This is a genomic window from Pseudoxanthomonas sp. GW2, from assembly GCF_000283075.1.
Taxonomy (GTDB): domain Bacteria; phylum Pseudomonadota; class Gammaproteobacteria; order Xanthomonadales; family Xanthomonadaceae; genus Pseudoxanthomonas.
On sequence record NZ_ALIP01000156.1, the window covers coordinates 45,231 to 58,161 of the forward strand.

The window sequence follows — 12,931 nt, forward strand, 5'->3', positions numbered from 1 at the left end:
CGCCCGTGAACACCGCCTCCGCCGCCACCCGCGAACCTCCCTGTACCACCGCCCAGCGCGGCGAGATCGCCGTGGCCCTGCCGATGCGCCATGCCGGCGTGCAGGCGGTGGCGCTGCGCTACGAGCTGCAGGGACCGGCCGACGCACCGGTGGTGCTGGTGGCCGGTGGCATTTCCGCGCACCGCCATGTCTCGGCCAGCGCGCAGTTCCCGGAGAAGGGCTGGGCCAACGAGCTGGTGGCGCCGGGTCGCACCCTGGACCCGGCGCGCTTCCGCGTGCTGGCGTTCGATTACGTCGCCGCCGACGGCCGCCTGGACGTGCCGGTGGACACCGCCGACCAGGCCGATGCCGCGGCGTTGCTGCTGGACGCGCTGGAGATCGGGCGGCTGCACGCATTCGTCGGTTATTCCTACGGGGCGATGGTCGGCCTGCAGTTCGGCGCGCGGCATCCTGCGCGCCTGCGCCACCTGGTGGCGGTCAGCGGCGTGCACCGCCCGCATCCGTACGCCTGTGCCTGGCGCGCGCTGCAGCGGCGCGCGGTGGCGCTGGGCCAGCTGCAGTGCGCCGATGCCGCCGGCCTGGCCCTGGCGCGGCAGTTCGCCATGCTCAGCTACCGCACGCCGGAGGAGTTCGGCGAGCGCTTCGACAGTGCGCCGGAAATCGTCAACGGCCGCGTGCGCTGCGCCGCCGAGGACTACCTCGATGCCGCCGGCGCGCAGTACGTGGCGCGTACCCCGGTCACCGCCTTCCTGCGCCTGTCCGAGTCCATCGACCTGCACCGGATCGATCCGGCCGCGGTGCAGGTGCCGGTCACCGTGGTCGCCGTGGAAGGCGACCGCCTGGTGCCGCTGACCGATTCGGTGAACCTGGTCGAGGGCCTGGCCGGGCGCGGCCAGCTGCGCGTGCTGCGCTCGCCGTACGGGCACGACGCCTTCCTCAAGGAAACCGACCGCATCGACCTCATTCTCGCCGCCGTCCTGCGCGGCACCGGAGCCGCCGCATGAGCACCCAGTCCTTCCCCGCCCCTTCCTCCCCCTGTCGTCCGGCCACCACCGCGGTGCGCGCCGGCATCGACCGCGACACCGCCTACGGCGCGGTGACCCCGCCGATCGTGCTGTCGAGCAACTTCAGCTTCGACGGCTTCGGCAACAAGCGCCAGTACGACTACACCCGCAGCGGCAATCCGACCCGCGACCTGCTGGCCGAGGCCCTGTCCGAACTGGAAAGCGGCGCCGGCGGCGTGGTCACCGCCACCGGCATGGGCGCGATCTGCCTGGTGCTGCACGCGCTGCTGCAGCCGGGCGACCGCCTGGTCGTGCCGCACGACGCCTACGGCGGCAGCTGGCGCCTGTTCAACGCGCTGGCCGCCAAGGGCCATTTCGAGCTGGTCACCGCCGACCTCACCGATCCGTGCTCGCTGGCCGATGCGCTGGCGACCTCGCCGAAGCTGGTGCTGGTGGAGACCCCGTCCAATCCGCTGCTGCGCATCACCGACCTGCGCCTGGTGATCGACGCCGCGCACCGCGCCGGCGCGCGGGTGGTGGTCGACAACACCTTCCTGTCGCCGGCGCTGCAGAAGCCGCTGGCGCTGGGCGCGGACCTGGTGCTGCATTCGACCACCAAGTACGTCAACGGCCACAGCGACGTGGTCGGCGGCGCGGTGGTGGCGGCCGATGCGGAAACCCACCAGCAGCTGGTGTGGTGGGCCAATGCGCTGGGCCTGACCGGCTCGCCGTTCGACAGCTTCCTGACCCTACGCGGCCTGCGCACGCTCGATGCGCGCATGCGCGTGCACCAGGAGAACGCGGCGGCGATCGTCGCCCTGCTGGACGGGCATCCGGCGGTGGAGAAGGTGTACTTCCCGGGCCTGGCCTCGCATCCGGGCCATGCCGTGGCCGCGCGCCAGCAGGCCGGCTTCGGCGCGATGCTCAGCTTCGAGCTGCGCGGCGGCGAGCCGGCGGTGCGTGCCTTCGTCGACAGCCTGCGCTGGTTCACCCTGGCCGAATCGCTGGGCGGGGTGGAGAGCCTGGTCGCGCATCCGGCCTCCATGACCCATGCGGCGATGACGCCCGAGGCGCGCGCCAAGGCCGGCATCTCCGACGGCCTGCTGCGGCTGTCGGTGGGCATCGAGGCCGAGGCCGACCTGGTTGCCGACGTGGCCGCCGCGCTGGCCGCGGCCGAGGCCGCGATCCCGGCGCAGCCGGAACGGGCCAGCGCATGAGCGCGCTGGCCGGTCCTGGCCTGCAGCCGCCGCGTCCGCGCGCCGCGCCTGCCACGCGGCGCCTGGCACTGCTGGGCACCGGCGCGGTCGGCAGCGCCTTCGTGGCCCGTTACCGGTTGCTGCAGCAGCGCGGCCTGGCGCTGCCGCCGGTGGCGTGGCTGGCGAATTCGCGCGCGGTGCTGAAGGCCGGGCGCGACCTGGAGGCTGCGCTGGCGGTGGCCAATGCCGCGCCGCCGCGCGCGGCCGAACTGCAGGGCTGGGCCGAGGCGGAGGCCCTGCGTCCCGGCGACGTGCTGGTCGACGCCACCGCCAGCGAGCTGGTGGCCAACTGGCATCCGGAGTGGCTGGCGCGCGGGGTCAACGTGGTCACCGCCAACAAGCTGGGCCATGGTGGCCTGCTGGCGCGCTCGCAGGCGATCTGCGAGGCGCAGGCGCACACCGGTGCCAGCTACGGCGATAGCGCCACGGTCGGCGCCGGGCTGCCACTGCTGCGCAGCCTGCGCGGGCTGGTGGCCGGCGGCGACCATATCCATGCGGTGGAAGGCGTGCTGTCCGGCTCGCTGGCCTGGCTGTTCAACCGTTACGACGGCAGCCGGCCGTTCTCGGCGCTGGTGGCCGAGGCCGCCAGCGCCGGCTACACCGAGCCGGATCCGCGCGTGGACCTGTCCGGCGAGGACGTGCGCCGCAAGCTGCTGATCCTGGCGCGCGCCGCCGGCCTGGCGCTGGAGGTGCGGCAGGTGCAGGTGGAATCGCTGGTGCCGCCGGCGCTGGCGCAGTTGCCGGCCGATGCGGTGGCCGCGGCGCTGCCGCAGCTGGACGCGGCGCTGGCCGCGCGCCTGCAGCAGGCGCGCGCGCAGGGCGGGGTGCTGCGTTTCGTCGGCCGCTTCGACGCCGACGGCGCCCAGGCTTCGCTGCAGGTGCTGCCGGCCGCACATCCGCTGGCCGCCGGTGCCGGCACCGACAACCGCGTGGCGATCCGTTCGGACCGCTACCGTGAGCAGCCGCTGCTGATCCAGGGCCCGGGTGCGGGCGCGGAGATCACCGCGGCGGCGCTGCTGGACGACGTGCTGCGCATCGCCGCCTGAGCCGCCGCGCGCGGCTCAGCACTCGATGACGTTGACCGCCAGGCCGCCGCGGCTGGTTTCCTTGTACTTGTCCTGCATGTCGCGGCCGGTGTCGCGCATGGTGCGGATCACCTTGTCCAGCGAGACCTTGTGCTGGCCGTCGCCGCGCATGGCCATGCGCACGGCGTTGATCGCCTTCACCGCGCCCATCGCGTTGCGCTCGATGCAGGGGATCTGCACCAGTCCGCCGATCGGGTCGCAGGTCAGGCCGAGGTTGTGCTCCATGCCGATCTCGGCCGCGTTCTCGACCTGGTTGGGGGTGGCCCCCAGCGCCGCGGCCAGGCCGGCGGCGGCCATCGAGCAGGCCACCCCGACCTCGCCCTGGCAGCCGACCTCGGCGCCGGAGATCGAGGCGTTCTCCTTGTAGAGGATGCCGATCGCGGCGGCGGTGAGCAGGAAGTCGAACACGCCCTGCTCGCTGCTGCCGGGGCAGAAGCGGTCGTAGTAGTGCAGCACCGCGGGGATGATCCCGGCCGCGCCGTTGGTGGGCGCGGTGACCACGCGCCCGCCGGCGGCGTTCTCCTCGTTCACCGCCAGCGCGTAGAGGTTGACCCAGTCCAGCGTGGTCAGCGGATCGCGCATGGCCGCCTCCGGCTTGGACGACAGTTCGCGGTACAGGCCCGGCGCGCGGCGGGCCACGTGCAGGCCGCCGGGCAGGGTGCCCTCGGCGCGGATGCCGCGAGCCACGCAGGCCTGCATCGCGTTCCAGATCGCGCGCAGGCCGTCGCGGATCTCTTCCTCGCCGCGCCAGGCCAGTTCGTTGGCGAACATCACCCGGGCAATGCTCAGGCCGCTGTCGGCGCAGCGCCGCAGCAGCTCCTCACCGCTGGAGAAGGGGTAGGGCAGGGCGGTGTCGTCCGGCACGATGCGGTCTTCGGCCGCCTCGTCCGGGTTGACCACGAAGCCGCCGCCGACCGAGTAGTAGTCGCGCGTGGCCAGCACCGCGCCATCGGCGTCGTAGGCGGTGAAGCGCATGCCATTGGTGTGGAACGGCAGCTTCTGGCGCTTGTTCATCACCAGGTCGCGCTTCTCGTCGAACGCCACCGCATGGCCGGGCGCCAGGCGCACCTTGCCTTCGCCGCGGATGCGCGCCAGCAGGCCGGGGATGGCGTCCGGGTCGACGGTGTCCGGCTGGTGGCCCTCCAGGCCCAGCAGCAGCGCCTTGTCGGTGCCATGGCCGCGGCCGGTCAGGGCCAGCGAGCCGAACACCTCCGCGCGTATCCGCGCCACCTCGGCCACCCGCCCCGGTTCCACCAGCCAGTGGCCGACGAAGCGCGCGGCGGCGCGCATCGGGCCGACGGTGTGCGAGGAGCTGGGACCGATGCCGATCTTGAACAGGTCGAAGGTGCTGACGGCCATCGCGGCAACCACGGGAACGGGCCGTCATTGTATTGGTTGCCGGAGAAACGGACATGACGCGCCGCGGGCCAGCGGCTAAGGTAGCCGCCCAACGCAGCCTCACGGGGATCGGGAATGGGCCTGGTGCTCTACCAGCGCGACGACTGCCACCTCTGCGACCAGGCGCTGGCCGTGCTGGCCGCGGCGCGCGCGCCGGAGCCGCAGAGCGTGTTCATCGACGACGACGCCACGCTGGAGGCGCGCTACGGCACGCGCGTGCCGGTGCTGCGCGACGCCGGCGGGCGCGAGCTGGACTGGCCGTTCGACGTGGCCCGCCTGCGCCAGTGGCTGGCCGGCTGAGCGGCCGCGCGCGGGCCGGTCACGGCTGCTTGAACACCACCTTGGTGCTGACGTTGACCGCGTTGGGGATCAGGTCGGTGTCGGCCCAGTCGCCGCCGCCGACGCCGAAGTCCAGGCGCTGGACCACGGCGCGGCCGGTCAGCACCGGCTGCGGGCCCGAGGCATCCCAGCTGAAGGTCAGGGTCACCGGCTTGCTGACGCCGCGCAGTTCCAGGGTGCCATCGGCGGCGTACTGGCCGTCGGCCAGCTTGCGGAAGCCGCTGGCGGTGTAGCGCGCCTGGGCATGGCGGCCGATGTCGAAGAAGTCGGCGGTGCGCAGGGTCGAGTCGCGGTCGGTGTTGCCGGTGGCCGCGCTGGCCAGGTTGATGCTCACCTCCAGCTTGCCCTCGGCCGGCTTGGCCGGGTCGAAGCGCAGGCGGGTGTTGAACTCGTGGAAGCGGCCGGTAAACAGCTCGCCGTCGTAACGGCTGGCGAAGGCCAGGGTCGAGCCCTCGGCCTGGACGTATTCGCTGGCGATGGCCGGTGCGGCGGCCAGCATTCCGGCCAGCAGGGCGGCGACGGCGGCAGGGGTGGTCAGCATCGGCTTCACGGGGCGTCCTCGCGCGGGGGTTGCGTGGTCATCCGGCGCGGCAGCATCCGCGCCAGGGTTGCATCATGCCTGACGAAATGGTGGTACAGCGCGGCCCCGGCGTGCACCAGCACCAGCAGGACCAGCAGCCAGAACAGCCACTCGTGCCAGCCGTGGGCGGCATCGGCCAGGGCCCGGTCCGGGGCCACCAGCTTGGGCACCTCGACCTGGCCGAACCAGCGGAACGGGCGCAGCCCGCTGGCCGAGTCGTAGAGCCAGCCGGACAGCGGCATGGCCAGGGCCATGCCATACAGCAGCAGGTGCACCACGCCGGCCAGCCAGGCCTGCCAGCGCGGCGTGCCGGGCACCGGGGCCGGGGCGCCTGCGTACAGGCGCCAGCCGATCCGCACCAGCACCAGGGCCAGCACGGTCAGGCCCAGCGACTTGTGCGCGGTGTAGACCCAGAAGTACTTCGGCGAGCGCGGCAGCTCGCCCATCACCAGGCCGACCACGCCGATCAGCAGGATCAGCACGGCGATGGTCCAGTGCAGCAGCTGGCTGATGCCGCCCCAGCGGTCGGTGTTCTTCAGGCTCATGGCTGGACGGGTTCCTCGGGCTCGGGTGGGCGTTCGGGTGGCAGGGGCGACGGCGGCGGGGGCACACCAGCGTCCGCGGGCGGATCGGCTGCGCCTGCGGGGCCCGGCTCCGGCGCGCGGCTGCTGCGCACGGCCTCGGCCTCGATCCGCAGCTCGACCTGGTCGCCAATCATCGTCGGCCAGGCATCCACGCCGAATGCGCTGCGGCTGAGCGTGCCCCGCGCCGAGAACCCGGCGGTGCGCCGGAACGGCGGCATGGGGTGGCGGCGCAGCGCGTTGAAGCTGACCTCCAGCGCCAGCGGCCGGGTCACCCCGCGCAGGGTCAGCTGGCCGTGGACGACGAAGCGGTCGGGCCCCAGCGGCTCGACCCGCTCGGAGACGAAGTGCGCCTCGGGCCAGCGCCCGGCATCGAGCAGGTTGCGCGCCAGGGTGGCGCGGTTCCAGTCCGGGTCGCCCAGGTCCAGGCGCTGCAGCGGCACGCGCACGTCCAGGCGCGCGCTGCTCCAGTCCTCCGGATCGAACTCCAGCGTGCCCTCGCTGCCGGACACCGTGCCCAGCGCCTGCGAGAACCCGGCATGGGACACGGCGAACAGCACCCGGGTATGCACCGGGTCCAGGGCATAGCGCGCCGGCGCCGCCGCGGCGGCCGCGGCCAGCAGCCCGCAGGCCGCGAGCAGGGCGGCGGCGGAGCGGGCGACACGGGCGCGGATGGACGGCATCGGCCGCATTCTAGGTGCAGCGGGCGCGGCGTGGCTTGCGCCTGCCTGCCGCCATTGCGACGATTCGTTCCGGGGTTGGCCTCGAGGACACCATGCGGCTGTTGTGGCTGTGCCTGTTGCTGGCGCTGTCCGGTGCCTTGCGCGCCGCGGTGCCCGAATTGCCGCGCTTCCGGGTCCTCGGGCCCGGGGACGGGCTGCCCTCGGCCGTGGTCCCGGCGATCGCCCGCGACCATGACGGTTACCTGTGGGTCGCCACCTGGGATGGCCTGGCGCGCTACGACGGCGTCGGCTTCCGCGTCTGGCAGCACGATCCGGAGGATCCGGCCTCGCTGCCCGGCAACCTGATCCAGGCGCTGTACGTGGACGGCCGCAACCGCATCTGGGTGGCCAGCGAGGGTGGCGGCGTCAGCGTGATGGACACCAGCCGCAGCGGCTTCCGCCACTACCGCAGCGCGACCCACCCGGAGCTGGAGAGCGACGACGTCTTCACCATCACCGGGCGCGGCGACGAGGTCTGGCTGGGCACCTTCGGCGGCGGCCTGTACCGGATCGACGGCGAGGACCGGCTCAAGCGCATGCGCGCGCGAGATCCGGAGATCGACGCCTCGCTGGACCGTGCGGTCATGGGCATCTCCATGGACCCGCAGGGGGAAACCATCCTGGTGGCCACGCTCAACGGCCTGGCCTACTGCATGAACAAGGCCTCGCGGGTGCGGCGCCTGCCGCTGCCCGGGCCCGAGCCGTTCCCGCCGGTGACGGCGCTGTGGCGCGACGGCCAGGCCACCTGGATCGGCACCCCGCACGGCCTGCACCGGATGCGCGACGACGGCACCTGGGACACCCCGGCATGGGCCGAGGAGTTCCGCGGCCGGCGCGCGGTCAGCGCGATGAGCGGCGATGGCCAGGGCGGCTACTGGGTGGCGACCACCGTCGGGCTGTGGCACGTGCCGCGCGGCGGGCAGCCGGTGGCGGTGGGCCACGGCTTCGACGTGCCCGGGCCTAACAGCGTGATCCAGGCCATGCTGCACGACGTGGACGGCGGCCTGTGGGTGGGCCTGCCGGCCCAGGGCCTGGGCTACCTGCGCGCCGACTGGCGCCGCATCGCGGTGCTGGGGCCCGGCCAGGGCTTCGCCGGCGGCGCCTACCGCGTGGTGGCGCCAGCCGTGGGCGGCGGCATCTGGTTGACCGGCAATGCCGGTACCGGCGGCCGCCTGGACACCTCGCGCGCCGAGTTCGCCGAGACCCTCGGCGCCCTCGGCACGGTCAGCCACGCCAGCGTGCGCAGCGCGCTGCAGGACAGCCGCGGCCGGTTGTGGCTGGGGCGCAGCGGCGCCCTGGTGCGGCTGGACGGAAGTGCGTCGCAGCTGTGGACGGCGCAAAGCCCGGTCGACGCGGTGATGGGCCGCGGTCCGCTGGAATGGATCCTCGAGGCGCCCGACGGCACCCTGTGGCTGGCCTTCACCGGCGCCGGCCTGCAGCAACGCAACTCGGAGGGCAAGGTGCTGGCCGAGCTGCGCCCAGGCCGCACCCCGGGCCTGGACAGCGCGGACTTCTCCGCCGTGGCGATCGGCCCGGAAGGCGTGCCGTTGATCGCCGAGGGCGCCTGGATCCTGCGCTGGGAGCCGCGCACCCAGGCCTTCGTGCCGCTGCCGGGGCTGAACCCGCCGGGCGAGGAGGAAACCATCTACGGCTTCGTCCTGGACGGGCCGGACCAGCTGTGGCTGCAGCGCCTGTCCGGGCTGGAGCTGTGGCAACGCCGGCAGGGGCGCTGGACCCGGCAGGCGCGCCTGGGCGTGGCCGAGGGCATCCCGGCGACCGAGGCCACCGGCATGCGCGTGGACGCGCGCAGGCGGCTGTGGCTGGCCACCCGCCGCGGCCTGTTCCGGGTGGACCCGCCGGCCGGCGGGCAGCCGGCGCGGGTGCGCCCGTTCGGCGTGCGCGAGGGCCTGCCCAGCCAGGAGTTCGTCGAACGCGCGATCGCGATCGACGAGGACGGCGTGCTGGTGGCCTCCACCGGCGACGGCTCGCTGCTGCTGCTGGACACCACCCTGCCGGATCCGCCGCCGGTGTCGCCGCGGCTGGTGGTCGACGCCCTGCGCGTGCGCAGCGGCGAGGGCTGGATGGGCCTGCCGCAGTCCGGCGGCTTCACCCTCGGCCCGTACGACCACGACCTGGAAGTGGTGCTGCGCCTGCTGTCCTACGACGACCCCGGCTCGCACCGCTACCGCTCGCGGCTGCTGGGCTACGACAGCGACTGGGTGGAGATGCGTGGCGGCGCGCGCCTGTTCTCGCAGCTGCCGCCGGGCCGCTACCGGCTGCAGCTGCAGGCCTCGCTGGGCCACCACAGCAGCTGGTCGGAAGTGCTGGAGTTCGGGTTCGCGGTGGCGCCGCCGTGGTGGCGCACCAGCTGGGCGCTGCTGGGCGCGCTGTTGCTGGTGCTGCTGGCGATCGTCGGCAGCGCCTGGCTGTACCGGCGCCGGGTGCGTTCACGCAGCCAGTGGCAGCTGGTCATGCACAAGCGCGAGCTGGCCGAGCAGGCGTCGATGGCCAAGAGCCGGTTCCTGGCCACCCTCAGCCACGAGGTGCGCACGCCGATGACCGGCGTGCTGGGCATGAGCGAACTGCTGCTGGAGACGCCGCTGGACGCGCGCCAGCGCAGCTACGTCGAATCCATCCGCCGCGCCGGCGACCACCTGCTGCGGCTGGTCAACGACGCCCTGGACCTGGCCCGGATCGAGGCCGGCAAGCTGCAGCTGGACTCGCAGGACTTCGATCCGCACGCGCTGGCCGCCGAGGTCGGCGGGCTGATGGCGCCGGTGGCCGAGCAGCGCGGCCTGGCCTTCCACCTGCGGGTGGCGCCGGACATGCCGCCGGCGGTGCGTGGCGACCCGGGCCGGGTACGCCAGATCCTGCTCAACCTGCTGGGCAACGCGGTCAAGTTCACCGACCGCGGCGAGGTGGTGCTGGAGCTGGGGCGGATCTCGCCGGAAGGCATCGTGTTCGTGGTCCGCGACACCGGCCCGGGCCTGAGCGAGGAGCAGAAGGCACGCCTGTTCCGGCGCTTCGAGCAGGCCGACGGCGCACGCACCGCCGCGCGCTACGGCGGCAGCGGCCTGGGCCTGGCGATCTGCAAGGAACTGGCGCTGGCCATGGGCGGGCGGATCGACGTCGACAGCGCGCCCGGGCGCGGCACCGCGTTCCGGGTGCAGCTGCCGCTGCCGAACGCGCCGGCGCCCGAGGCCCCGCCGCGTCCGGCGCCGGCCCCGGAGCGCACGCGGCGGCCGCTGGACCTGCTGCTGGTGGAGGACGACGCCACCGTGGCCGAGGTCATATGCAGCCTGCTGCGCGCGCGCGGGCACCGCGTCGCCCACGCCCCGCATGCCCTGGCGGCGCTGGCGGACGTGGCGGTGGCGCACTTCGACGCGGCCTTCCTGGACCTGGACCTGCCGGGCATGAACGGCATGGCCCTGGCCCGGCAGCTGCGCGCGCAGGGCTTCGCCTCGCCGCTGGTCGCGGTGACCGCGCGTGCCGACGGGGAGGCGGAGCAGCTCGCCCGCGCGGCCGGTTTCGACGGCTTCCTGCGCAAGCCGGTGACCGGCGAGATGCTGGCCGCGGCGATCGCCGCGGTGCTGCCGGAACCGGCGGAGGCCTGAGCAATGCGCGGGCGCTGGCCGGCGCGGGGCGTGCTGGCGGCGCTGCTGGCCTGGGCGCCGGGCGCGGCCACCGCGGAAAGCGCACCGCCGCCGCTGCTGGGCGGGCTGATCACCCAGACCCGGGTGCTCTACCCGCTGCAGGTCGGGGAATGGAAGGCGAGCGGGGAAACCCGCTACCCGGACCAGGGGCTGGGGGTTTCGGTGCGCTACGTGTCCGCTGACTCCTGGCTGGACCTGTACGTCTACCCGGCCGGACCGGCCGCCGCCTACCGGCTGGACGAGCTGGCCGCGCACGAGCGTGGGCAGATGCTGCAGGCCGGCCACAGCCTGGGCTCGCCCGCGCACGCCGAAGCGCTGCAGGCGCTCGAACTGCCCGGCGAGGATGGCCGCGGGCGCGTGCCGGCGCGGGCGGTAGCGGTGGCATACCCGCGCCAGCGGCTGGGTTCGATGATGCTGCTGTTCGCCCGCAACCTTTACCTGGTCAAGGCGCGCGCCAGCGCCCCGGCGAGGGTGCCGCCGGAGCAGCTGCTGGAGCGGGTGCGGGAGTTCATGGGCGAGGTGTCGGCGCAGCTGCGCATCCGCAGCACCGGGGCCTGCTGGCTGCCACAGCGGGTGGAGCTGGTCGACGTGCTGCCGGATCCGGAAGCGCCGCCGGTACTGGCCAGCTATCGCGGCGACACAGCCGCGGCGCCGAGCGCGGTGGCGCTGGTCGACGCTGCGCAGGTCCTGCACCAGGAAGCGGCGCGTGCCGGCGAGCTGGCCGCCGCACTGGCCGCGGCCGTGTACCCGGGCTGCGTCGCGCCGGAGGCGATCGAGCCGCAGGTGCCGCCGCACCTGCGCGAGATCCGGATCGAGTACCTGGCGCCGGCCGACCGCCGCGCTGCGCCCAAGGCGCCGTCGTTGGGGCGGCCGCGGCTGCGCAGCCGCGGCACCGGCTGAGGCCGGTCAGCGTGCGCTGTGCGCGTGCACCGCCTCGACCAGGGCCAGCACGTGCTCCGGGTCCATGTCCGGCGACATGCCATGGCCGAGGTTGAACACGTGGCCCTCGCGCGAGCCGCCGTTGCCCTCGGCATAGCTGTCCAGCACGCGCGCGGCCTCGCGGGCGATGACCTCCGGACTGGCGTACAGGGTGGCCGGGTCGAGGTTGCCCTGCAGCGCGACCTGGCCGCCGGTGCGGCGCGCGGCCTCGCCCAGGTCCACGAGCCAGTCCACGCCCACCGCGTCGGTGCCGGTGGCGGCCAGCGCCTCCAGGTATGCCGCGTTGCCCTTGCCGAACAGGATCAGCGGGGTGCGGTCCTCGCCCTCGCCGCGCTGCAGCTCGCGCGCGATGCGCTGCAGGTAGGGCAGGGAGAACTGGCGGTACAGCGTCGGCGAGAGCACGCCGCCCCAGGTGTCGAATACCTGCAGCGCCTGCGCGCCGGCGGCGCGCTGCGCGGCCAGGTAGGCGATGACCGCGTCGGTGACCACGCCCAGCAGCTTGTGCAGCAGCTCCGGGCGGTTGAAGGCCATGGCCTTGATCGTCGCGTAGTTGTCGCTGCCGCCGCCCTCGACCATGTAACAGGCCAGGGTCCAGGGGCTGCCGGAGAAGCCGATCAGCGGCACCGCGCCGGCAAGCTCGCGGCGGATCACCCGCACCGCGTCCATCACGTAGCGCAGTTCGGTCTCCATGTCCGGCACCGCCAGGCGGGCCACGTCGGCCTCGTCGCGCACCGGCCGCTCGAACTTCGGGCCCTCGCCCTCGGCGAAGTACAGGCCCAGGCCCATGGCGTCGGGCACGGTGAGGATGTCCGAGAACAGGATCGCCGCGTCCAGCGGGAAGCGGCGCAGCGGCTGCAGGGTGACCTCGCAGGCCAGTTCCGGGGTCTTGGCCATGGCCAGGAAGCTGCCGGCGGCGGCGCGGGTGGCGCGGTACTCGGGCAGGTAGCGGCCGGCCTGGCGCATCAGCCACACGGGGGTGCGGTCCACGGGCTGCCGGCGCAGGGCGCGCAGCAGGCGGTCGTTGGCGAGGATTTCGGACACTTCGGAACCTTGGTGCGGGAAGGAGGGAGGCGCGCTCAGGCCCGCCGCGGGGCGTCGGCGCCGCTGACGAACATCACCTGGAAGCCGCGCTTGATCTGGGCGTCGCGGGCCTTCTCGAAGGCGGCGATGGCTTCGTCCTGGAGCAGGTACTGCTCGCGCCGCAGTTGCGACTTGCCGCCGATCTGGCCGCTTTCGCGCAGCAGTTCCCAGCCGCCGAACAGGTCCGGCTGCAGGGTCAGCTGCAGGTAACGGGGGGCTTCGCCCGGCGCCGGGCGCTGCTGCAGGAGGATGCGCATGGGACCGGATTGTAGCCGGTGCCGGGCCGGCGTCCGC

The 12,931-nt window shown here is 74.0% G+C and carries 12 protein-coding genes; 6 read left to right on the forward strand and 6 right to left on the reverse strand.

Going from position 1 to position 12,931, the window contains the following annotated elements; genetic code table 11:
- The first annotated feature begins 5 nt into the window (after positions 1–5).
- Genes B351_RS0114900 through B351_RS0114910 form a run of 3 tightly spaced genes read left to right on the forward strand, consistent with a single transcriptional unit; the run spans position 6 to position 3,306 of the window.
- Complete coding sequence (locus tag B351_RS0114900) at positions 6–1,004, forward strand: homoserine O-succinyltransferase (RefSeq protein WP_019399833.1); 999 nt, start codon at positions 6–8, stop codon at positions 1,002–1,004.
- On the forward strand, positions 1,001–2,221 hold the full coding sequence (locus B351_RS0114905) for an O-succinylhomoserine (thiol)-lyase (protein ID WP_026010772.1): 1,221 nt from the start codon (positions 1,001–1,003) through the stop codon (positions 2,219–2,221). The genes B351_RS0114900 and B351_RS0114905 overlap by 4 nt, the downstream gene beginning before the upstream one ends.
- Complete coding sequence (locus B351_RS0114910; RefSeq protein WP_019399835.1) at positions 2,218–3,306, forward strand: homoserine dehydrogenase; 1,089 nt, start codon at positions 2,218–2,220, stop codon at positions 3,304–3,306. The genes B351_RS0114905 and B351_RS0114910 overlap by 4 nt, the downstream gene beginning before the upstream one ends.
- Before the next feature lie 15 nt (positions 3,307–3,321).
- On the opposite strand, the gene B351_RS0114915 is transcribed toward B351_RS0114910, so the two are convergent.
- On the reverse strand, positions 3,322–4,704 hold the full coding sequence (locus tag B351_RS0114915) for an L-serine ammonia-lyase (RefSeq protein WP_019399836.1): 1,383 nt from the start codon (positions 4,702–4,704) through the stop codon (positions 3,322–3,324).
- Between the two features lie 114 nt (positions 4,705–4,818).
- On the opposite strand from B351_RS0114915, the gene B351_RS0114920 reads away from it, so the two are divergent.
- On the forward strand, positions 4,819–5,043 hold the full coding sequence (locus tag B351_RS0114920; RefSeq protein WP_019399837.1) for a glutaredoxin family protein: 225 nt from the start codon (positions 4,819–4,821) through the stop codon (positions 5,041–5,043).
- A 19-nt stretch (positions 5,044–5,062) separates the two neighbouring features.
- Here the strand turns inward: B351_RS0114920 and B351_RS0114925 are convergent, their stop codons facing one another.
- The 3 genes from B351_RS0114925 to B351_RS16985 are packed head-to-tail and all read right to left on the reverse strand — an operon-like array spanning position 5,063 to position 6,926.
- Positions 5,063–5,623, reverse strand: a complete 561-nt coding sequence (locus B351_RS0114925) for a YceI family protein (RefSeq protein ID WP_039731778.1) — start codon at positions 5,621–5,623, stop codon at positions 5,063–5,065.
- Between the two features lie 5 nt (positions 5,624–5,628).
- On the reverse strand, positions 5,629–6,207 hold the full coding sequence (locus B351_RS0114930; RefSeq protein WP_019399839.1) for a cytochrome b: 579 nt from the start codon (positions 6,205–6,207) through the stop codon (positions 5,629–5,631).
- Positions 6,204–6,926, reverse strand: coding sequence for a YceI family protein (locus B351_RS16985; protein ID WP_019399840.1), 723 nt, complete (start codon positions 6,924–6,926; stop codon positions 6,204–6,206). The genes B351_RS0114930 and B351_RS16985 overlap by 4 nt, the downstream gene beginning before the upstream one ends.
- Positions 6,927–7,018: 92 nt before the next feature.
- Between B351_RS16985 and B351_RS0114940 the strand changes: the two genes are divergently transcribed.
- Positions 7,019–10,579 (forward strand): hybrid sensor histidine kinase/response regulator, encoded by a 3,561-nt coding sequence (locus B351_RS0114940; RefSeq protein ID WP_019399841.1) that lies wholly within the window; start codon positions 7,019–7,021, stop codon positions 10,577–10,579.
- 3 nt (positions 10,580–10,582) lie between these two features.
- Positions 10,583–11,518 (forward strand): hypothetical protein, encoded by a 936-nt coding sequence (locus B351_RS0114945; RefSeq protein ID WP_039731769.1) that lies wholly within the window; start codon positions 10,583–10,585, stop codon positions 11,516–11,518.
- 6 nt (positions 11,519–11,524) lie between these two features.
- On the opposite strand, the gene hemE is transcribed toward B351_RS0114945, so the two are convergent.
- Positions 11,525–12,589, reverse strand: a complete 1,065-nt coding sequence (hemE, locus tag B351_RS0114950; RefSeq protein WP_026010773.1) for a uroporphyrinogen decarboxylase — start codon at positions 12,587–12,589, stop codon at positions 11,525–11,527.
- A 44-nt stretch (positions 12,590–12,633) separates the two neighbouring features.
- Complete coding sequence (locus tag B351_RS0114955) at positions 12,634–12,894, reverse strand: WGR domain-containing protein (protein WP_019399844.1); 261 nt, start codon at positions 12,892–12,894, stop codon at positions 12,634–12,636.
- Positions 12,895–12,931 lie beyond the last annotated feature (37 nt).

Bases quoted from the DNA above. Each gene is read 5' to 3' on its own strand.
- B351_RS0114905 (WP_026010772.1), top strand. From the start codon at position 1,001: ATGAGCACCCAGTCCTTCCCCGCCCCTTCCTCCCCCTGTCGTCCGGCC.
- B351_RS0114910 (WP_019399835.1), top strand. From the start codon at position 2,218: ATGAGCGCGCTGGCCGGTCCTGGCCTGCAGCCGCCGCGTCCGCGCGCC.
- B351_RS0114915 (WP_019399836.1), bottom strand. From the start codon at position 4,704: ATGGCCGTCAGCACCTTCGACCTGTTCAAGATCGGCATCGGTCCCAGC.
- B351_RS0114920 (WP_019399837.1), top strand. From the start codon at position 4,819: ATGGGCCTGGTGCTCTACCAGCGCGACGACTGCCACCTCTGCGACCAG.
- B351_RS0114925 (WP_039731778.1), bottom strand. From the start codon at position 5,623: ATGCTGACCACCCCTGCCGCCGTCGCCGCCCTGCTGGCCGGAATGCTG.
- B351_RS0114930 (WP_019399839.1), bottom strand. From the start codon at position 6,207: ATGAGCCTGAAGAACACCGACCGCTGGGGCGGCATCAGCCAGCTGCTG.
- B351_RS16985 (WP_019399840.1), bottom strand. From the start codon at position 6,926: ATGCCGTCCATCCGCGCCCGTGTCGCCCGCTCCGCCGCCGCCCTGCTC.
- B351_RS0114940 (WP_019399841.1), top strand. From the start codon at position 7,019: ATGCGGCTGTTGTGGCTGTGCCTGTTGCTGGCGCTGTCCGGTGCCTTG.
- B351_RS0114945 (WP_039731769.1), top strand. From the start codon at position 10,583: ATGCGCGGGCGCTGGCCGGCGCGGGGCGTGCTGGCGGCGCTGCTGGCC.
- B351_RS0114955 (WP_019399844.1), bottom strand. From the start codon at position 12,894: ATGCGCATCCTCCTGCAGCAGCGCCCGGCGCCGGGCGAAGCCCCCCGT.